19 protein-coding genes are annotated in these 20,618 nt (G+C 61.8%); 10 read left to right on the top strand and 9 right to left on the bottom strand.

The genetic code is table 11. The features are described from left to right. The first annotated feature begins 83 nt into the window (after positions 1 to 83). Positions 84 to 1,301: a glycosyl hydrolase gene (locus GSQ92_RS05600; RefSeq protein WP_158805486.1), complete on the top strand. Its 1,218-nt coding sequence runs from the start codon at positions 84 to 86 to the stop codon at positions 1,299 to 1,301. Positions 1,302 to 1,346: 45 nt separating this feature from the next. Here the strand turns inward: GSQ92_RS05600 and GSQ92_RS05595 are convergent, their stop codons facing one another. Further along, complete coding sequence (locus GSQ92_RS05595; protein ID WP_158805485.1) at positions 1,347 to 1,988, bottom strand: hypothetical protein; 642 nt, start codon at positions 1,986 to 1,988, stop codon at positions 1,347 to 1,349. Positions 1,989 to 2,302: 314 nt separating this feature from the next. Between GSQ92_RS05595 and GSQ92_RS05590 the strand changes: the two genes are divergently transcribed. Continuing rightward, positions 2,303 to 3,478, top strand: a complete 1,176-nt coding sequence (locus GSQ92_RS05590; RefSeq protein WP_158805484.1) for an acyl-CoA dehydrogenase family protein — start codon at positions 2,303 to 2,305, stop codon at positions 3,476 to 3,478. 47 nt (positions 3,479 to 3,525) lie between these two features. Then, entirely contained in the window at positions 3,526 to 4,902 is a 1,377-nt protein-coding gene (locus GSQ92_RS05585) for an MmgE/PrpD family protein (protein ID WP_158805483.1), read from the top strand. Positions 4,903 to 4,916: 14 nt separating this feature from the next. On the opposite strand, the gene GSQ92_RS05580 is transcribed toward GSQ92_RS05585, so the two are convergent. Beyond that, a complete protein-coding gene (locus GSQ92_RS05580; RefSeq protein ID WP_158805482.1) occupies positions 4,917 to 5,786 on the bottom strand; it encodes a MaoC family dehydratase N-terminal domain-containing protein in 870 nt (289 codons plus the stop codon). A gap of 125 nt (positions 5,787 to 5,911) precedes the next feature. Here GSQ92_RS05580 and GSQ92_RS05575 point away from each other — a divergent pair, with 125 nt between their 5' ends. Next, positions 5,912 to 6,976, top strand: coding sequence for an SDR family oxidoreductase (locus tag GSQ92_RS05575; protein WP_158805481.1), 1,065 nt, complete (start codon positions 5,912 to 5,914; stop codon positions 6,974 to 6,976). A 47-nt stretch (positions 6,977 to 7,023) separates the two neighbouring features. Here GSQ92_RS05575 and GSQ92_RS05570 read toward each other — a convergent pair whose 3' ends face one another. Genes GSQ92_RS05570 through GSQ92_RS05540 form a run of 7 tightly spaced genes read right to left on the bottom strand, consistent with a single transcriptional unit; the run spans position 7,024 to position 14,631 of the window. Continuing rightward, positions 7,024 to 7,809, bottom strand: coding sequence for an SDR family NAD(P)-dependent oxidoreductase (locus GSQ92_RS05570; protein WP_158805480.1), 786 nt, complete (start codon positions 7,807 to 7,809; stop codon positions 7,024 to 7,026). A gap of 26 nt (positions 7,810 to 7,835) precedes the next feature. Continuing rightward, a complete protein-coding gene (locus GSQ92_RS05565; RefSeq protein ID WP_158805666.1) occupies positions 7,836 to 8,816 on the bottom strand; it encodes a zinc-binding dehydrogenase in 981 nt (326 codons plus the stop codon). Further along, complete coding sequence (locus tag GSQ92_RS05560; RefSeq protein WP_158805479.1) at positions 8,816 to 9,862, bottom strand: Gfo/Idh/MocA family protein; 1,047 nt, start codon at positions 9,860 to 9,862, stop codon at positions 8,816 to 8,818. The genes GSQ92_RS05565 and GSQ92_RS05560 overlap by 1 nt, the downstream gene beginning before the upstream one ends. Before the next feature lie 49 nt (positions 9,863 to 9,911). After that, positions 9,912 to 11,684 (bottom strand): extracellular solute-binding protein, encoded by a 1,773-nt coding sequence (locus tag GSQ92_RS05555; RefSeq protein ID WP_159013114.1) that lies wholly within the window; start codon positions 11,682 to 11,684, stop codon positions 9,912 to 9,914. A gap of 6 nt (positions 11,685 to 11,690) precedes the next feature. Further along, complete coding sequence (locus GSQ92_RS05550; protein ID WP_158805477.1) at positions 11,691 to 12,617, bottom strand: NAD(P)-dependent oxidoreductase; 927 nt, start codon at positions 12,615 to 12,617, stop codon at positions 11,691 to 11,693. Further along, positions 12,614 to 13,540, bottom strand: a complete 927-nt coding sequence (locus GSQ92_RS05545) for an intradiol ring-cleavage dioxygenase (RefSeq protein WP_158805476.1) — start codon at positions 13,538 to 13,540, stop codon at positions 12,614 to 12,616. The genes GSQ92_RS05550 and GSQ92_RS05545 overlap by 4 nt, the downstream gene beginning before the upstream one ends. Beyond that, entirely contained in the window at positions 13,537 to 14,631 is a 1,095-nt protein-coding gene (locus GSQ92_RS05540) for a maleylacetate reductase (RefSeq protein WP_158805475.1), read from the bottom strand. Before GSQ92_RS05540 ends, GSQ92_RS05545 begins: the two co-directional genes overlap by 4 nt. Before the next feature lie 201 nt (positions 14,632 to 14,832). Between GSQ92_RS05540 and GSQ92_RS05535 the strand changes: the two genes are divergently transcribed. The 6 genes from GSQ92_RS05535 (at position 14,833) to GSQ92_RS05510 (ending at position 20,585) form a co-directional block, all read left to right on the top strand. After that, entirely contained in the window at positions 14,833 to 15,972 is a 1,140-nt protein-coding gene (locus tag GSQ92_RS05535; RefSeq protein ID WP_158805474.1) for an ABC transporter substrate-binding protein, read from the top strand. A gap of 17 nt (positions 15,973 to 15,989) precedes the next feature. After that, a complete protein-coding gene (locus GSQ92_RS05530) occupies positions 15,990 to 17,492 on the top strand; it encodes a sugar ABC transporter ATP-binding protein (RefSeq protein ID WP_158805473.1) in 1,503 nt (500 codons plus the stop codon). A 10-nt stretch (positions 17,493 to 17,502) separates the two neighbouring features. Continuing rightward, a complete protein-coding gene (locus GSQ92_RS05525) occupies positions 17,503 to 18,471 on the top strand; it encodes an ABC transporter permease (protein WP_216850553.1) in 969 nt (322 codons plus the stop codon). Beyond that, positions 18,471 to 19,448 (top strand): ABC transporter permease, encoded by a 978-nt coding sequence (locus GSQ92_RS05520; RefSeq protein ID WP_158805472.1) that lies wholly within the window; start codon positions 18,471 to 18,473, stop codon positions 19,446 to 19,448. Before GSQ92_RS05525 ends, GSQ92_RS05520 begins: the two co-directional genes overlap by 1 nt. Positions 19,449 to 19,509: 61 nt before the next feature. After that, a complete protein-coding gene (locus GSQ92_RS05515) occupies positions 19,510 to 20,274 on the top strand; it encodes an SDR family NAD(P)-dependent oxidoreductase (RefSeq protein WP_158805471.1) in 765 nt (254 codons plus the stop codon). Between the two features lie 23 nt (positions 20,275 to 20,297). Next, positions 20,298 to 20,585 (top strand): YciI family protein, encoded by a 288-nt coding sequence (locus GSQ92_RS05510; RefSeq protein WP_158805470.1) that lies wholly within the window; start codon positions 20,298 to 20,300, stop codon positions 20,583 to 20,585. The last annotated feature ends 33 nt before the right edge of the window (positions 20,586 to 20,618 follow it).

Here is a 20,618-nt window from a genome sequence, read left to right as displayed (position 1 = left end):
TTCTGAACGTATTGCCGACGGCTGTGTCGAGCGCGTTTGGCGCGTCATCCCACAAACACTCGCGTCTCACCGGAGTTCTCGCAGTGAGCGCGGACCGTTTCCTGAGTTCCCTCGGGGTTAATACCCATGTCGATCAAGGCTATGACCCTAACTCCTATGTCGAACCCTTGAAATTTACTGGGATCCGCCAGGTCCGGGACGGGTCGCGCCACATCGACAGCGATGTGATGATCCATCAGAAGACCGGCGCGCACTTCACCATTAGCGATGGGGGGGAGCTGCATCTCGACAACCTCCTGAACGACGGAAGAACACTCGCGAAAGCGAACGCGCTTCTCGCGCTGGAGGGACCGAACGAGGTCAACAATTTTCCAATTCTCTACAACGGCCAGCGCGGCGGCGGACAGGGCAAGAGTTGGATTCCGGTGGCGTTGTACCAGAAGGACCTGTATGCCGCCGTGAAGAGTGATCTGGTTCTCAAGCGCTATGCGGTCTTCAGCCCCTCCGAAACCGGGGCGGAAACCGACAATGTCGGTTTGCAGTTCCTGACAATCCCCGTAGGCGCGGAGGCGATCTTTCCCGACAAAGCCCGCTTCGCCGACTATGTGAATCCGCACAACTATGTCAGCGGAAACGGCAACCAATATGGCGACAACCAAGCCTGGAACGCCGCCGATCCCACGCTCAACGGCCGTTGGGACGGGCTCTATGGAAATAACGGACTTACCTGGGCCCACCACTACAAAGGCTACAGCGACCAGCAATTGCCGCATGTGGCGCGCGTCACGACGGAAACGGGTTGGGATACGGCTGTCAACGCGGGTGGCGAGCACACCCAGGGCACCGTTCTGACGAATACCTATCTCGCGCAGTTCAAGCGTGGTTGGCAATATACTTTTATCTATGAGATGCGGGACGATGAGGGTGGCGCAGGCAATCAAGGCCTGTATCACAAGAGCGCTCCGAAGCTTGCCGCCACTTATATCCATAACCTGACGACGATCCTCGCCGATAGCGGGCAGCTCGCCCATCCGAGGCGCCTTACCTACTCAATTTCAAATCAACCGGAGACTGTTCACGACTTGCTTCTGCAGAAAAGCAGCGGAACCTTTGAACTGATCGTTTGGGACGAGCGCGTGAAGGGCAGCGACAATGTCACTGTCGCGCTAGGGGGAAAGCATCAGACCGTCAAAGTCTATGATGTGACGACCGGAACCGAACCTGTGCAGGTTTTGAAGAACGTCCGCTCCGTTTCTCTCGGCCTGAGCGATCACGCCATGATCATCGAGGTCGCGCGATAGCCGGCGCCTCGGCCTGCACGTACTTACGATGTGACCTTGACGTACTTACGATGTGACCTTGCGCCGGTCATTTGGCCGATAAGGCGAGTGACGCAGCAGGTGATCGGCGCGTCGTATCGCGGCAGCGATACGCAGAACCGGCGCGACGAGGGCCAGGCTGGCGAAAGGTAGATAGAGGGCGATATGCCATGCGCTGCCATGCAGAGGGCTATTGAGAAAATCGATGGCGAAGGCGTAGAGGATGTAATTCATCCCCAACACGCGCACCAACCACCATACGCCGGGTCCCATGGCCTTCCGGAGCCCGCCGAGCGATAGCAGCGCAATGGCATAGGCGCAGATCACGCCGATACCGAATAGAATGAAGGTAGAGCGCCCCGGCGCCTCCCCGATCAGGCAGAGCCATGTAACGAGGCTCAGATGCACCGTCAGAACGGAGATGAAAGCCAGGCCAAGCTCCCGGCCGTATCGCTTCAGTGGCAGGAAAGCCGGGCCGAACAGCGCGACCATGGAGCTGCCGGCGTAGGCAGGCAGGAAAAACATGAAACCCAGCCGTGCCGTGGCGGCCAGAGCGGCGGAAATTCCCTCCAGGCCCGTGCCAAAGGTCACGAGCATAGCCCCAGCGAGGCAGATCGCGGCCGAGAAGGCACCTGCCATCCAAAGAGAGGTTTTCGGCTGAGATTGCATCCGTTGACTTCCCTCTTAGGTGGGTCGCCTAGCCAGCCATGTTAAAAAGGCACAAGAGCCGCTTTTTTCGTTGCAGTCATTGGATACTTAATGAGGGAAGGACTTAGCGCTCATCATTTTAGGTCTGTCCCTTCGGGCGATCCTCGCCTCGCCTCGCTTCGCGCAACCGCGATCGGCGATGGGCGGGCATCGACCTCAGCCTGGGCCGCTTAACGATTTTTGATCCGAGGCGCCAGCCGTCATAGTCTTCGGGGCCCAACTGATGGGCAGTGAGGTGGGGCGCGCCCTGCCCTTCTCGTCGACGGAGAAATCGCTTGAACCCATCATCCGCCTCGCTCGATTCGGACCCGCATGCGGAGATCCGCGTCGAGGTGGCGCGCCTCTGCTCGCAATTCCCCGGCAGCTATTGGCGCGCCTTGGATCGAGACTCAGCCTATCCGGCGGAATTCGTTCGTGCTCTCGCTGAAGGCGGATGGCTCGCGGCGCTGATCCCGGAAGAGCATGGCGGCTCAGGGCTGACGCTGTCCGCGGCCGCCGCGATCCTCGAAGAGGTGCAACGCGCGGGATGCAATGGAGCCGCCTGTCACGCGCAGATGTATATCATGGGCACTTTGCTGCGGTATGGCAGCGAGACCCAGAAGGCGTTCTACCTGCCCAAAATCGCCAGCGGCGAGCTGCGTTTGCAGGCTTTCGGCGTGACTGAACCGACCTCAGGCTCAGACACCACCGCGCTCAAGACCACCGCAAAGCGCGACGGCGACGAATATGTCATCAACGGCCAGAAGATCTGGACCTCCCGCGCCGAACATTCCGATCTCATGCTACTGCTCGCACGGACCACGCCCCGCGAGGTGATTAAGAAGCGGACCGACGGGTTGTCGGTTTTCCTGCTCGACATGCGCGCCTTGAAGGAGAATGGCCTGACTATCCGGCCGATCCGCACGATGATGAACCACGCGACGACGGAAGTGTTTTTCGACAATGTTCGTATCCCGGCCAGCGCTTTGGTCGGCGAGGAGGGTCGCGGGTTTCGCTACATTCTGTCGGGCATGAATGCCGAGCGGATCCTGATCGCCGCGGAGTGTATCGGCGACGCCAAGTGGTTCATCGAGAAGACCACCGCCTACGCCAATGAGCGTGTCGTTTTCGGCCGGCCGATCGGCCAGAACCAGGGCGTGCAGTTTCCAATTGCGAAAGCCTATGCCCGGATGCGGGGGGCGGAACTCATGGTGCAGCGGGCGGCGGCGCTGTTCGAAGCTGGGCTGAATTGCGCCGCTGAAGCCAATATGGCGAAGCTGCTCGCCGCTGAGGCTTCCTGGGACGCGGCGGAAGCCTGCGTGCAAACCCATGGCGGCTTCGGCTTCGCCGAGGAATACGATGTCGAGCGCAAGTTCCGCGAGACCCGGCTGTATCAGGTGGCACCGATCTCGACCAACCTCATACTGAGCTATCTTTCGGAACATGTGCTCGGTCTACCGCGCTCATATTGACGGCGGATTTGCGTTCTATTGGAATGAGCGGAGGCGGAGCGACTGGCATGAATATCACCGAGCAGCTGGCTGCCTTCACCTCCGGACTTCAGCCGGGCGACCTCTCGGCTGAGCTGGCGGAGCGTGCCCGTTTCCTGCTCCTCGACCTGGTCGGCAACGCAGTTCGCGCGCGTCATGATTCCGAGAGCACGCCTTCCCTCCTGGCTGCCGTGCGAGCGATGGGGCTGGGCTTGGGTGAGGCGCGGGTTTTTGCTGATCCCGTAGGCTATGCGCCGGCGGGAGCGGTGCTGGTGAACGGAACGCTCGCCCATTCGCTCGACTTCGACGACACCCATGCGGCGGCCATTCTCCATCCCGGCGCGACGGTCATTCCGGCGGCCTTGGCAGCGGCGGAAATCAGCGGCGCTTCCGGTGCAGAACTTCTGGCGGCAATTGTGGCCGGGTACGAGGTGGCGCTGCGTCTGGCGCTCGCGCTGCCCGCAGGGGCGCATTACGATCGCGGCTTTCACCCCTCGGCGACGTGCGGCGCCTTCGGTGCTGCTGCCGCGGCTGCGCGCGCATTTCGGATGGATGCCGCCGCGACCGAGCATGCACTTGGCATTGTGCTTAGCCAGAGTGCGGGGAGCCTGCAATTTCTCGCCAATGGCGCCTGGACGAAGCGCTTCCAGGTCGGTTGGGCGAGCATGGCGGGCTTTGCGGCGGCAACCTTGGCTCGCGAGGGGTTTAAGGGAGCGGCGCAACCGATCGAGGGCAAGCACGGGTTCCTGCGATCCTACGCCCCAGCACCCGAGCCGGAGCGCGTGCTGCAGAATATCGGCGTGGAATGGGAACTGATGCGGACGGGGGTGAAGCCCTACCCGTCCTGCCGCTGGGGTCATGCCGGCATTGACGCGGCGATCGCCCTTCGCGCGGAACTTGGATTAACCGCCGAGACCATTGATGCGGTCACCCTCGGCATCTCCCGTGCCGGAATTCTGCTCATCGGTGAGCCAGTACAGAAAAAGCTGAACCCCGCGAATATCGTCGATGCCCAATTCAGCGGCCCCTTCGTTGTCGCGGTGGCGTTGCTGAACGGGAAGATGGAGTGGGATAGCTATCGGCAGCTAGGCGATCCCTCCGTCCGCACTCTGATGCAGCGGGTGAGTTGCGAGAATGATCCGGACATGGAAGCCGAGTTTCCCGTCAATATGTCGGGAAAACTGACCGTGAAGTCCGGAGACCAGGTTTTCGTTCGCAGCGTGATCGTGCCGAAAGGAGAACCCACGAACTTCCTGACCGAAATCGAGTTACGTGGAAAATTCTCCGGTCTCGTCGATAATGTGCTCGGCGTGGAAGCATCGGAGCGTTTGGCCGAAGCGGTTCTGGGAATTCATCGGCTCAACCACGGCGCTTCTATGATGCGGCATGGTGGAGTCGTTTTATAGTCGTGCGCGGCGGTTCACTCGGAAACCAACTCGGCCTCCGCCGTCATGCAGACGACGCCGTCTTCGTTCAACGTTCGCAGTTGGAAGCCGCCTTTCAGAGGCCATCCCTCTAGCGTCAACCGCTTGTCGGCAAATGCAGGCCGGCGTCCACGGAAGGAGAACCGGCCAAGGCGCTGACCCTCGGGCGTATGACGCCGCAGAAGATCCGCCATCCAGATCGCCTGCATTGGTCCGTGAACGACGAGGGCCGGATAGCCCTCTACGCCGGTCGCATAGGGGTGGTCGTAATGAATCCGATGGCCATTGCCGGTCAATGCCGACATGCGAAACAGGGTAACGGAATCAGGCCTCACTTCGCGACGCCAGGCGTCGGTAGGAGCTGGCGGCGCGGAAGCGTCCGCGCGCGCTGGAAGAGGAACCGCAGCGCGAAAGACGAGGTCCTGCTCCTCGATCGTGGCATCGCCCGCGTCGCCGCCGATGCGGTGCTCGACGGTTATCACAACCAAGCGCCCTGCCCCGCCCTCCGTCTCTTTCACCTCGCGGATAATGGAGCGGCGGGTGACTGCCTCACCCGGCCTAAGCCGCCGGAGAAACTGCAGCCGCCCGCCGGCAAACATCCGGCTGTCTAGCCCCTCTATCGCGGGCAGAAAGCCGCCTCGCCGCGGATGACCGTCATCTCCGATCGAAGCTGGCCGCACCCAGTCCTGGAACAGGCCCCAGTGCCACAGCGGCGGCAAACCCTCATCCAGACGCGCTTCGTCCGGAGAGAGATCGAGGAGGGCCGCGAAGCCGCGCAAGGTGACGGGGCCGACCACATCATGCCGCTCCTCGGACCGGCCGACGGCTTGCGAAAGAGATGCTGATGCGGCTTGGTCGTTTTTCATGGGCTTTCCTCCTCGGCAAAGCGAGACATGGCTGGCAGATGGATGTCGTCTAGCCCATTCACGGCACTTAGCGGTATCACTCTCCGAGCCTGATTGGCACTTGCTAGAATTTCCGGAGGTTTTCCATGACAACTCGATCAGCGCTGGTGGTCGGCGCGAGCGGCATCATCGGCAATACGCTTGCCGGGCGGCTTGCCGGGAACGGCTGGCAGGTCCACGGGCTCGCGCGCAGGCCGCTCACGGATCTCGAAGGCGTGCACCCCGTCGCCGCAGACCTTCTCGACACCGCTGCCCTCGGTCACGCCCTGCAAGACATTCGGCCGAGCCATGTGTTCATCACAACCTGGATGCGCCAGCCCACGGAAATCGAAAACTGCGAGATCAATGGGCGGCTAGTGCACAACCTGTTGAACGCGCTGCGGACCGCGCCGCTCGAGCACGTCGCACTTGTGACGGGGTTGAAGCACTACCTCGGGCCATTCGAGTCCTATGGCAAAGGCAATCTTCCCAGCACGCCTTTCCGTGAGGAGCAACCGCGGCTGCCGGGCGACAACTTCTACTATACGCAGGAGGACGAGGTTTACGCCGCTGCCGAAAAGCAAGGCTTTGGCTGGAGCATCCATCGGCCACATACCGTCATCGGCTATGCCATCGGCAATGCGATGAACATGGGCGTGACGCTCGCTGTCTACGCGACGATTTGCCGTGAGCTCGGGCGCCCGTTCCTGTTCCCCGGCTCCCCGGAACAGTGGAATAACCTAGTCGACATCACGGATTCGCGAATTCTCGCGGAACAGCTGGAATGGGCCGCGACCACGCCGGCGGCACGAAACGAAGCCTTCAACATCGTTAATGGCGATGTTTTCCGCTGGCGCTGGATGTGGTCCCAGATCGCCGCACAGTTCGGGATCGAGGCGGCGCCCTATCCTGGCCATCCCACACTGCTCGAAGAGCAGATGAAGGACGACACAGCGGCCTGGGCGGATATCGCCGCAAAGTATGGCTTGCGGGAGACGAAGCTCGATCGCCTGGTTTCACCGTGGCACACGGATGCGGATCTCGGCCGTCAGCTCGAATGCGTCACTGATATGTCGAAGAGCCGGAATGCCGGTTTCCTCGCCTATCAGGATAGCCGCAAGTCTCTCCTCGATCTTTTTGCTCGGCTGCGTCAGAGCAAGATCATTCCGTAATTTGGGGCCGGGTCCGGGAGCAACGTTGCGCCCGGACCCGCGCGTCTCTAAACGAGAACCATGCCGCCGTCACACATGATGATCTGGCCTGTCATGTAATCGGAATCCGACGAGGCGAGAAAAGCGGCGACACCATCGAGATCCTGCGGCTTTGCCGGCCGACCGATCAGGATTCCGGCAGAGAACGAGTTGATGAATTCCCCCCTCTCCTTGATGACGCCTTTGTCGATCATATCCTGCTCCAACCCGTCCCAAAGCGGGGTCACGACAACACCGGGCGCAATGCCATTGACCGTGATATGGTCCGGCGCCATGGCGCGAGCACCGGCTTGAGTGAGCGAGATGACGGCCGCCTTGCTGGCGCAATAGGGCGCGAATTCGGGATAACCCTGCCGCCCGGCGATCGAGGCGGTATTGATTATCTTGCCGCCCCTGCCCTGCTTGATCATGTATTTTCCGACTTCCTGCATGCCGATCAGCACCGCCAGCGCGTTGACCCGCATGATTGAGTTGAAGTTGTCCTCATCCGCATCGAAGAAGGGCAGTGGCTTGTTGAAGCCGGCATTGTTGAAGAGAACGTCGATGCCGCCGAAGGCCTCCGACGTTTGTGCGATCATCGCTTGCACCTGATTGCGTTCGGCAACATCGACAGCAACGCCGAGCGCTCTCGTTCCGTCGGCGCTCAGTTCAGCGGCGAGGCTCCGCGCCTTTTCGCCATTGCGATCGGCGATCACCACCCGCGCGCCATCCCGCAAAAGACGTCGCACGATACCTTCGCCGAGCCCCTGCGCGCCACCCGTTACGATAACGACGCGGTCATTCAGTCTTTCCATGACGATCTCACCGTGCTTCCAGGATTCTAGCTATTCAACAACGTAACCTTGATGCATTTATCCGCCTGCTTCCCGAGTTCGAAGGCCGAAACTGCCTCCTCCAACGGGAAGCTATGGGTGCGGATCGGCGACAAATCTAGGCCGGTGCGCTCCAGGAAGCGTATCGCGGCAGGCCAAACGCCGGGCGAACCGATGCAGCCCTTTACGGTGAGATTGCGCATCTGGATATTGCCGAGATGCGAGGATACCTCGCGCCCGATATTGATGCCGATCATCGCGACGCGGCCTTCTTCACGCACCAGATCAAAGACCTTGCCCAGCGACCGATCATGTCCCGCAGCCTCGATCACGAGATCCGCGCCACCACGCGTCATTTCCATGACGCGATCGACGGGGTTTTCGGCCAGAGGATCGATCACCGCATCCGCGCCAAGCTTGAGCGCGGCTTCTCGCCGGTGTGCAATCGGGTCGATGACAATCACCCGCGCGCCCATGCCGATGGCCGCTGCCGCCGAGACAAGGCCGATCGTGCCGCCGCCGGAAACGACGACCGTCTCGCTCGCATCGGTGCCGCCCAGCCTCTGCACACCGTAGAAGCCGCAGGTGAATGGCTCAATGAAGGAAGCCGCCAGATCGTCGATGCCGTCGGGCAATTTGTGCAGCCATTCCGGCCGCACGGTGAAGAACTCACGATCCGCGCCATCCAGCGAGAACCCGAAATGGTGGATGCGGTCTGGCAAACGCACCACGCATTCCCCAACGACCCGGTCGCCGACCGAGAAACCCTGAACGTTGCGCCCTAGTTCCACGATCTCGCCGCTCCATTCGTGACCCGGCGTTACCGGATAGGAGATCGGGATGATGTAGCGGCCACCGAGCAACTCGTAGTCCGAGTGGCAGATGCCGACGGCTTTCATGCGGACGAGGATCTCATCCGGCGTGATCCGTGGCATTTCGACGGTCCGCAATTCCGCCTGTTCGGGTGCGTTGAATGTCAGGGCTCGCATCATACGGCCTCCGCCAAAGCGCGTTGCAGTGTTAGATCGACCTTGTCGACCGGCTCGACCTTGCCGGAGCCCGAAGCGCGCACGATCGTCTCCAGCAATGTGATATTCGCGATCATCTCCTCACCGGTGATGGGATAGGGCGCGGCACCGGCCACAGCCCGCCCGAAGGCTTCGAGATTGGCGAACACTGCTTCCGAAGGCCCAACTTCCGATGTTGCGATCGGCCCGGTGGAGGAACCCTTGATCACAACCCAGCCAGCAGGCGCCTCGACATGGGCACGGTCACGGATTTCGACCCAGCCTTTCGTGCCGAAAACAGCGAAGCGAGAGACAAAGGGTGTGGCGAGGCTCGCCGAAACATAGGCGGTGCCGCCGCCGATGAAGCGGATATAGGCGCTCATCGTATCGCCGGACGGAAGTTTCGAGGCCAACTGCTCGCAGGTTACCGTCACCTCCGACGCTGCTCCCATCAGGTGGATGGCAAGATCGGTAAGGTGAATGCCGGTTGCGGTCATGCCCCCCGCCGGCGCCTGGTCGGGTTTTAGGCGCCAATTTGTCGGATCGAGCGTGAGGAATTTGTCGTGGCTGAAATTCGCCTCAATCTGCAGCAGGCGTCCGAGCCGCCCGGCCGCCGCGTCCCGCAGCAGTTCCGCCATCGGCGGCTCGAAACGGCGCTCATGACCCATGCCGAGGACGAGCCTGGCGTCTCGGCATAGTTTCACCGCGCGCGCCGCACCGGCGCCGGTGAGGGCCAGTGGCTTTTCGCAGAAGACGTGCTTGCCCGCCGCCACCGCCTGGGCGATTTGGGCTTCGTGCAGCGAGTGCGGTGTCGCTAGGATGACCGCATCGATCTCGGGATCGGCGAGCGCATCGGCAAAATCATTGCCAACCGGAAGCCCGCGAGCCGACGCGAAATCGCGAGCGGATTCGATCGCCGGATCCACGGCGCGGGTTATGCGGATAACGTCGCTCTTCGTTCCCAGCGTATCGACCATCTTGCGGCCCCACCAGCCGAGACCGATAAGCGCAACCTTGACGATTGCCATTGTTTCTTGCTCCCTCATTCCATCCGTTCGCTACGCCAAGCCGATCCTGTCAGGCGCCGACGCGAAATGCCGTCTGGTCATTCCGCGCCACTGCCGCTGGAGCCTCGGCATCGTCTTTCTTGCGACCACGAGAACTGCGCGCGGGGCGCGATACCTTGTAGAGCGCGTCGATCGCCGATTGCGCAGCGCTCAAGGCGGCGACATCGGTTTTGCGGCCCGTCAGCGCGTCGTGGATCTCTTCGCCGAGGATCCGTTCGATCGCCGGATATTCCGGAATGGGCGGCCGCTGCCAACTATCGAGTAAATTGCGCTGCGCGACACGTTCGACGAAATGCACGATCGACGAGCTCTGCTGCATCTCAGGGTCGGAGGCGAGGCTGAAGCGCGGTAGCACAGGAAAGCCGCTTTTGACATGGCTGCGAACCATATCCGGCGAATGCATCCAGGCGATGGCGTCCACCGCCCGTTGCACGCGACTTTCGGGAAGATTGGCGGGAACCGCGAGGACGAAGCCTCCGACAGGCGCAGTGCTGGCACCCTCGGGTCCGGCGGGATGTGGCAAGTAATCCACCTGCCGACGCACACGCGACCGAGTGTCGTATTCGAAACGCGTGGCCCGCATGCTCCAGCAATAGGTCATGGCGGCGTGACCATTGAGGAAGATGTCGAGGCTCGATTCCCAGTCCAGTTCGGCGACGCCAGGGGGCGAGATTTCGGTCAGGCGATGCATATAGTTGAGCACACGCAGGCTGGCCTCTAGAGGCAAATGCGGCCGGGCATCCGGCCCATCATCGCCGCGACTCACGATGAAAGCACCGCAGCATCCGAGTAAAAACAGAAAACTCGAGGCGATCGGCATGCCCCGTGCGGCATTCCATACGATGCCGTAGCGGCCATGCGCTGGTGCATGCAGCGCGCGGCCCGCCGTGATTACCTGGTCGAAAGTGCGCGGCTGCGTGAGGCCGGCGTCGTGGAACAGGTCGCGCCGAATAGCGAGGGTTTCGATTGTGCAGTAGATCGGCACGCCGAACTGCTGTCCTCGCCATTGCCCGCTCGGCCAGAAGCGATTGTGGAAGTCGTCGGGCTTGATGCCCGCTATGGCGAGTTCGCTGCTGATGGGCCGGATCAGGCCTCGGCTTGCGAATTCGCCAACCCAAGGAAAATTGACCGCGATCACGTCATATTCTGAAACTGGGCGCGAAGCATTAGCGGTCGCGAGGCGGTAGAGTTGGGGCAGGCCCGCGAGATCGAAGTCCCGCCGCGCGCCGAAGCTGGTGCGCAGATCCGCCCACATGTTTTGCAACGCGATGAAGTAGTTGTCCTCACCCATAAGGAAGCGCAGATCGGGCCGCCGGCTTGGTTGCTGCAGCAGGCGTGGCGGCGGTCCCATGACTTCGCCCGACGGCATGCCGCCGAAATAATAATTGTCTGCCTCTTCCGTTTTTTGCCGGTTCCCGAAGGTCTGCGCCAACAAGCCCTTGACCTGCCGCATGTAAGTCTCGAAGGATTCGTAGAGCACCGAACTTGGCTGCAGCGCGAAGGATTTTCCGGTTTTGCCGCGCGGGACCCTCTCGATCAGACCGGTGGCGATCAACTCCTCGACCTTGCGTTGGGCGGTCGTGTAGGGCGCGTAACCCGCCTGGGCGAGCGCCGAGATGGTCACCACTTCGCTTTTTAGATTGCTGCGGATGAGGTGGTTGACGATGCGCCACACAAGTTCGGGGTCGCCGTAAGGGAAAAGGGCTGCCCAGGGTGCGCGAAGATGCTCAAGGAACTCGAGGATCCGCAGGGTCTCCAGCGCGTTAGTGCAGGCTTTCCCCATCGCCGGTCAGACGGGAGCCGCCGTAGGCGCGGTCGCGGCAAAACCTGCCAGCGCTTCGTATTGTTCCATGAGCACGAAGAAGTCCTCGTCGCCGCGTCCCTGCGCATAGGCCGCTTCATATTGTTGGCGGATCAGCGCGATGAGATAGACCGGCACGTGTTCCGATCTTGCCGCGTCTAGCACCAGGTCGAAGTCCTTGATCATCTGAGTGACCGAGAAGGCGGGACTGAAGTCGCGTCGCGACAGCATGTCTCGCTTATAGGCTATCAGCGGAGACGCAACGGCGCTCTCGCCGATCACCTCCAGCATCTGCGCGACATCGAGATTGCCTTTGCGACCGAAGGTCAGCGCCTCTGCAAGCACGGCCGAGGTGGATCCCACCAGCATATTGATTGCAAGTTTCATGTAACGGGCTTCCTCGGCAGAGCCGAGGTAGAAGCAGCGAATAGCAAAAGCACCCAGGAGAGGTTCGACGCACCGATACGCGGCTTCAGGCCCTGACGCGAGCACGGTGAGTTTCGCGGAAGCCGCTGTGGCCGTGCTGCCGGAGATAGGGGCGCGCAGATAATCTACGCCCCCTGCGGTCAAGGCCTCAGCGACCTGCTGAGAAACGGTGGGCGAAACCGTGCTTGTCTCGATGATAATTTTCCCAGGCTTGAGGGCGGAAACGATGCCGTGCTCACCCAGAATCAGGCTACGCAGCGCGCCGTCGTTCGGTAGCGACACGAAAATGATCGCGGCACTTTCAGCAACCGCGCGAGCAGAGGCGGCAACAGTGGCGCCCTCTGCCTCAACCGCGGTCATCGCGCTGGTCAGCGTGTCAAAGACATCGACGGAATGGCCTGCCTTGAGCAGGTGCAAGCACATCGGCGCACCCATCTTGCCAAGGCCGATCCAGCCTAGACGGGGGGTGCCCGTCGCCACGTCCATCATGAAGTCTTTCCCTCTGCGAAGCCGGCGCGCGACCCGCGTATGTGGCCAACCTCCTCGTGCTGCAGCCGGATATCAATGTCGAGCGACTTGAACGGCGCCTGCGTCCCAAAGGCGGCGGCACGGTCGGAATCTTGGGAAATCTCGACCTCTCGAATAAGTGCATCTTTCACGCCAAACACCGCGTCGCTCTGCAAATAGGGATCATCGGCGAGAAAAACATGGGTCGCAAGAGAGTCGAAACCGGCGGCGGTGACGATGAAATGAATATGGGCCGGGCGCATGGGATGGCGCGCCAGAGCCTTCAGCATTCGTCCGACCGGCCCGTCATTTGGGATCGGGTAAGAAGCGGGCACGATGGTGCGAAACCAGAAGCGGCCGTCGCTGCCCGTGCGGAAGACGCCTCGGAGATTCATGTCGGGCTGGCGCGGATCTTGCGTGTCGTAGAAACCATCTTCCGAGGTTTGCCAGACATCCAGGACCGCGCCTTGGAGGGGCTCGCCGTTTTCATCCAGCACGCGGCCCGACACGAAAAGGGGCTCGCCGCGACCGTCCTTGGAAATGTTTTCTCCCATCGCCATGCGCGGCGCGCCATCAACATGGAAAGGACCAAGCACGGTGGAAGGCGTGACGTCCTGCGTTTTGCGGTTGTTGATCGCATCGACCAGCATGGAAACGCCGAGCGTGTCGGAGAGTAGAATAAACTCCTGCCGCCGATCGCTGCTGATCTGACCGGTCGCAGTCAGAAACTCAATCGCCGCCATCCATTCCGCCGAGGTCAGTTCAAGCTCTCGCACCACCGCATGCAGATGAGGCACCAAGACCTCCATGATCTGCTTGAGGCGGGGACTGGTGCAGGCGGCGTTGCGGCCGAGCACGATCTCCGTTGCGGTCTCTTCGTTGAAGTCGCGATCGACCACGCTCATGCGGCGGCTCCGTGGATGACGGAATTGGAAGATTTCGGACGAGCGCCGCGAAAAGCGTCTTCCAGCAAAGCGCGGATGGCGGTGCGCTCCAATGGGCGGGGATTCGGATATGGTTTCGCGGTCGCCAGATCGGCAGCACGGTCAAGATCGGATTCCTTCATCCCGAGCGCGGCAAGTGCTGTCGGCGCGTTCAGTTTGCGGGCAATGTCATGCAGACCGCCAGCGGCATCAGATGCGCCCAGCGCACGGGCGATGCGGCGCATTGCCTCCGGCGCCGCTGCGGCGTTATAGGCGACCGCGTGAGGCAGAACCACAGTATGGGTTTCCGCATGGGGCAAGCCAAAACTGCCGCCCAGCACGTGGCAAAGCTTGTGATGCAGCGCCATGCCGACGCTTCCCAGCGCAACACCGCAGAGCCATGCACCATATTGCGCGCGGGTACGCGCCTCGAGATCGCGCGGCTTTTCGATGATGACCGGCAATGCCGCCGCCAATGCGGCGATGGCGTCCTCGGCCATCAGGGAGATGATCGGATTGCCTTCCTCGGCATAGAGCGCCTCGACGGCATGGGCGATGGCATTCATGCCGCTGGTCGCGGTCAAACCAACGGGCAAGCTCAGCGTAAGCGAGACGTCGTAGATCGTCGTCTCTGGCAGAACCTTGAGGGTGCGCTGCGTGACCTTCTCGCCGTTATTCGTCTCGCCCAGAATTGGCGTCATCTCGGAGCCGGCATAGGTAGTCGGGATGACGATCTGCGGCAGATCCGTGCGGAGCGCGATGGCTTTGCCCAGCCCTGTCGTAGACCCGCCGCCCACGGAAACCACGCCATCCACGGCCTCGCGCCGGACGACTTCGAGCGCGAGTTCCGTGATATGGCTCGGCGTGTGCATGGTGGCCTGCGAGAAGACCCCGGCGCTTAGCGGTCCCAAAGTCGTGGCAATGTCCTGGGCCTGCGCGGCCTGTTCAGGCGTGGAGAGCACGAGAACGCGCTTCATCCCGAGCCTCTCAGCCTCGAAAGCGAGCTTCGCGACTGTGCCATTGCCGAAGAGCACGCGCATCGGTAGCGCTTCATATACGAAGGGGCTTAACATCGGCATTTCTCCCATGTCTTCGCAACTGCACAACGGCATCGCGACGGCTCTTGCGGCATCGCAAACTCTACCGCCGGAACTATCCTGACGAGCGTCAATTTATCCGCTTTGGACAAAATCGCAATTCTCAGAGGCCGAAGCTGTTCATAAGCTCAGCGCAAAGAACAGCTGGTTTCCCATAGGGACCGGTAGGGGGATACGATGCGGGACAGTTTGAAAACTATTTTCCTCGGGATGCTGGCTGTGGGGGCGATCACCGCGCCCGCGCTGGCGGACGGCTATCAGGGCGCGCCGCGCACCATGCTCTTCAATCCGGCATTGACCACCTGCCTGCGCAATACCGCGCAATACAAGAAGCCGCCGCCCTACACGATCGGCTTCTCGAATGCCGGTCTCGGTGATAGCTGGCGCGTCGTCATGCTCGACGAGATCAAGCAGGGCGCGGAAGATCACAAGGACGTGGTCAAGAAGCTCATCATTACCGATGCCGGGCATGACGACTCCAAACAGGTCTCGGATGTGCAGGATCTCGTCTCGCAAGGGGTCGATCTGCTGATCGTCAGCGCGAATACCGAGAAGGCGCTGGATCCCGTCGTGACACGCGCCATGAAGCAAGGCATCCCGGTCGTCATGCTCGACCGGCGCATCTCCTCCGATCATTTCGTGACCTATGTGAATGCCTCTGATCCGATGATGGGCCGTCTTTGGGCGCAGTGGATCGTCGAGAAGCTGCACGGCAAGGGCAATATTGTCCTGCTCGGCGGCCAGGCCGGATCGAGCCCGAACGAGAACCGCATGGGCCCCGCGAAGGAGATCTTCGCGCAGTATCCCGACATCCATATTCTCGATACCGTCTATTCGGATTGGAGCCCGGTGAAGGCCAAGCAGGTCATGCAGGCGGTCATCGCGAAATATGGCCATAAGATCGACGCCGTCTGGTCGGCGCATGGCTTGCAGGTTCCGGGCTCGATAGAGGCCTTTCTCGAAGCCGGATTCAAGCCGGGCGAGATCCCGATGCACACGACTGCCGATATCAATGGCGCGCTACAGGATGCGCTGAAGTATCACGTGCCCATGCTGGAGATTGGTGACCCGCCAGCTCAGGGCCGGCTTGCGATCGACGTGGCAATCAAGGTTCTGTCGGGGGCGACAGTTCCCTGCGTCGTGACGGTGAATTCCCAGATCGGTTTGACGGATGGTGATGAGACACCCTCGATCCCCCATCCCGACCGCGCGATCAAAGACATGGTTGTGCCGAATGGACCGCCGGATCTGCTGATCACCAACGATCTAGGGCCGACCTACAACCCCGCCACAGCGCATATTCAATATCCACACTGAACACGAGGCGCACCCCCGTGCTCTCCGTCTCCGGCATCAGCAAGTATTTCCCCGGCGTTCAGGCGCTTTCCGACATCAGCCTGGATGTCGCGGCCGGGGAAATTCATGCGCTTGTCGGAGAGAACGGAGCGGGAAAGTCGACTTTGACGAAGGTCATCGCGGGGGTCCAGCCCCCGGATGAAGGCGAGTTGCGGCTCGATGGCCGCGTCGTGAAGTGGCATGGACCGGCGGAGGCGAAGGCCGCCGGGATCCATGTGATCTACCAGGAATTCGTGCTTTTCCCCCACCTCACGGTGGCCGAGAACATTTTCGTCGGCCAGGCGCCACGGACACGGCTAGGGCTGCTCGACCGCAAAGGCGCGGTTACCGCCGCGCGCGAGGTATTGGCGCGGCTGGGCGTTGCGCTCGATCCGCAGCGATTGGTGGAGAGCCTTACCGTCGCCGACCAGCAGATGGTGGAGATCGCCAAGGCGCTGATCCATCGGCCCAAGGTTCTCATCCTGGACGAGCCGACCGCTGTCATCGCTGGGCAGGAGGTGGTTCTTCTGTTCGAGCGCATCAGGCGACTGCGGGACGAGGGCGTCGCAGTCATTTACATATCGCATCGATTGGAAGAAATCTTTCAGCTCTGTGATCAATTAACCGTCATCAAAGATGGCCGGGTGGTCGGTAGCCGGAAAGTGTCGGAGGTCAGCCGTGCCGACCTCATCACCATGATGGTCGGACGCGATCTTAGCCACCTCTTCCCGCCGAAGCCCGCTTTGACAGCCGCGCAACAGGAGCCGGCGGTGGTTCTGATAGCTGAGGGCATTGACCTTGGCCGCCGCGTTCGGGGCGCCGGGCTTTCGCTGCGTGCCGGGACCATCACGGGCCTCGCTGGGCTGGTCGGCGCCGGCCGGTCGGAACTCGCGATGGCGATATTTGGCGGTCTGCCTATGGACTCGGGTTCGGTCACCTGCGACGGCAAGACCATCCGCCATATGACGCCTGCGATGGCTATCTCGCTCGGGATCGGCTTCGTGACCGAAGACCGCAAGGGCCAGGGTCTCGCCATGCTGCTGGACGTGGCGGCGAATATCACCGCGGCCTCCCTTGGCACCGTGCAGAGCGGGCCTTTCCTGGATCGCGGAAAGGAGCAAGAGGTCGCAGAATCTGGCATTGCGAATTACCGCGTCGTTTGTCGTGGCCCGTCCAATCCGGTCGCTACCATGTCGGGCGGCAACCAGCAGAAGCTGCTCATCGCGCGCTGGGCTCGAACATGCCGCCGCGTGCTGATCCTGGATGAGCCGACGCGCGGCGTGGATGTTGGGGCGCGCACCGAAATTTATCGCATCATGCGAGACCTTGCGGCGCAGGGCATCGCCATCCTCATGATCAGCTCGGAGCTTCCGGAAGTCATCGGCATGTCCGACAGCGTCTATGTGATGCGGGAAGGCGTGATCGCCGGGTTCCTGGAGGGCGACGCGATTACCGAAGAGGCGGTGATGGAACTCGCGACCCATCACGCTCAGGCGGCCTGAGGAGAATGGTTTGAGCATCTCATCACCGGCGAAGAGTCCGACCTTCCGGCCATCGCCCCATGTTATCCGGCTGGGACTGGTCGTGCTTTTCATCGCCGTGCTCATTGTTATCGGCTCGGTGTTGACCGACCGCTTTGCCCGCAGCACAAATTTCCTCAACATCTATGAGCAGTCGACCGATCTTGCCTTGGTCTCGCTCGGTCAGACGCTGACGATCCTGACGGGAGGCATCGACCTTTCGGTCGGCTCGCAAATCAGCCTGCTTTCCGTGTTGACCTCCGGCTTGATCAATGGCGATGGCTCGCTGGTTCTGCCGGTCTGCGCGGGGGTCATCGCGCTCGGCGTGCTGATCGGTGTCGTCAACGGGCTGGGCGTGGTTTTCCTTCGTATCCATCCGCTGATCGTAACGCTCGGGATGGGTGCGGTGTTGCAGGGTGTCGCGTTGCTCTACGCCCTGGGCCCGGCAGGAAGCACGCCTGACGGGTTCGACGCGCTGGCTTATTCGCGGGTCGGAGGCCTGTCCGTAAGCGCGACGATCACGGTTCTGCTGTATCTCCTCGTCGCCTTCCTGATGCGGCGAACGGCGACGGGGCGCGCGATTTATGCGACCGGCGACGAGCCCGCGGCTGCGGTGCTGCTTGGTTTGCCGGTTCGGCGAGTCACCGTTCTCGTCTACGCGCTCTGCGGATTTTTCTGTGCGCTCACGGCGATTTATCTCGTCTCGCGCTTCGGCACCGGACAGCCTTACGCGGGCACCTACTACACGCTGGAATCCGTCACGCCCGTGGTGGTCGGTGGGACAATGCTCAGCGGAGGGCGCGGCGGCGTCATCGGCACGTTGCTGGGTGCCTATCTTTTGTCCGTCTTGAACAATCTGCTGAACTTCATGCATGTTTCGACGCAGATCCAACTGATCGCCCAAGGGTTGATCATCATGGTTGCGGTCTCGGCCTATGTCGAGCGGAAGAAGGTCGCGTGATGAGCGAGCAAGCGCTGCCCGCCGGCGTCAAAACCGCCGGCATCCGCCGCCATAGCGGAGAGCTTCGGGCCCTCGCCGCGCGATGGGGCATCTACGTCTTCCTCGTGCTATTCATCGTCGTTTCCGGCATTGTCGCGCCGTCCTTTCTCCATGCGCGAAACCTCTCTAACCTCGTCATACAGCTTGTGCCGCTCGCCTTGGTGGCTCTCGGACAATGCCTGGTCATCATGGCGCGGGGGCTGGATCTGTCGGTCGCCTCCGTCATGGCGACCGCCGCCGTGGTCGGGACCAGCTTCTCGGGGGACAATCACGCGGTTCTGCCGATCATCGTTGTCGCCGTGCTGATCGGCGCCGCCACGGGCCTAGTGAACGGTCTTTTGGTGACCAAACGCCAAGTCTCGCCCTTCCTCGCGACGCTTGCGAGCATGATCGTCCTTCAGGGGCTGCGCTTCGCCTGGACACATGGCGCGCCGACCGGGGCGATGCCGCCCTTCTTCCGGGCACTGGGCACCCAGAGCTGGCATCAGGTGCCGCTCAGCCTATTCGTTCTCGTGCCCATCGCAGCTGTGGTCGGGATTGTGGTTCATCGCACGATTCTCGGCCGCAAGATCTACATCATCGGCGGCAATCCGGTGGCGGCGGGGCTGCTGGGCTATCCGGTGGCGGTCATCACCATCGGAGCCTATGTCGCGTCGGGCTGCCTTGCCGCGATCGCGGGACTCATTCTGGGCGGCTATGCCGAGATCGTCGATAACTCGGTGGGTAGCGGCTTCGAACTCGACAGCATCGTGGCGGCGGTCATAGGCGGCTTTGCGCTGTCCGGAGGCCGTGGCACGATACCGGGCGCGCTCGCGGGCGCGGCCGTTCTGGTGCTGGTATCCAACATCGTGCTGCTTGTCGGATTGCCCGTGCAGTTCCAGATCATTCTCAAGGGTCTCGTGATCGTATTGGCGGCAGCCTGCTACCGCACCAGGTAAGCCACGCACAGAGACTGAAATGCCCGCGGTAAGCCGGGCGAGCCGACTAGAGGAGGAAGCAATGTCCGGATTATCCGTCTACGGCCTGCAGGGCCGCGTCGCTGTGGTCACGGGTGCCGCCCGCGGCATCGGCGCGACGATTTCCCGCCACCTAGCGGCTTTGGGCGCGACAGTGGTGCTGGCGGACCGCAACGCGACCGTGGAGGAGACCGCGCGCGAACTCGGATCGCCGGCGAGCGCACTGGTGTTCGACGTAACCGATTCCAAAGCCGTCGATGCCGCCGCCAAGCAGGTGCTCGACAAGCATGGCCGGGTGGATATCCTCGTCGCCAATGCGGGCATCGCGTATGAAAAATCCGCGGTCGATCATACGGACGAGGATTGGCGCCGGGTCATGGCCGTCAATCTCGACGGGGTGTTCTATACGGCGCGCGCCTTTGCTCCGGCGATGATCGCCAAGAAAACAGGCGCGATGGTGCTGATCTCCTCGATCGCCGGCGTGAAGGCGGTGCGGCCCGAACTGCATGTCGGCTACGATGTCGCCAAAGCTGGCGTCGCGCATATGGCGCGCATCCTCGCCATCGAATGGGCGCCCTTCGGCATCCGCGTCAACGCGGTTGGGCCGGGCTATGTCGATACGGAACTATTGGCCGAGGTGGGACGCACCCAGCCGGAGGTCATGAAAATCTGGATCGAGGACATGCCGATCGGCCGGCTACTGCGGCAGGAGGAAATTGCCGGCACGGTCGGGTTCCTGGTTTCCGATGCCGCAACCGGCGTGAACGGCCATCTACTCATGACTGACGGCGGCTACTCCGTCAGCTGACGATCAACGAAAGCGAAACGCGCATGCATTTCATCATTCATTGTCTGGATCACCCTGATGCGGTCCAGACGCGGCTTGCGCACTACGAGGCGCACAAGACCTATCTCTCCAAGTCCCCGGTGCGCATCGTGATCTCGGGTCCGCTCCTTGCGGCGGACAACGAGACGATGATCGGCAGTCTGTTCCTGGTCGAAGCAGCAACACAAGCTGAGGTTCAGTCGTTCCACGACAACGACCCCTTCAAGGCAGCGAATGTTTGGAAGACGGTGTCGATCCACCCCTTCCTCAAACGCATGGATAACCGCGACTGATTTACGGCGGCCAAGCGACAGCGGGCGGCGATT

Source organism: Acidisoma sp. S159 (genome assembly GCF_009766125.1).
Taxonomy (GTDB): Bacteria; Pseudomonadota; Alphaproteobacteria; order Acetobacterales; family Acetobacteraceae; genus Acidisoma.
The sequence above is the reverse complement of the archived record's forward strand: the minus strand, read 5'-3'. Positions and strand labels throughout refer to the sequence as shown.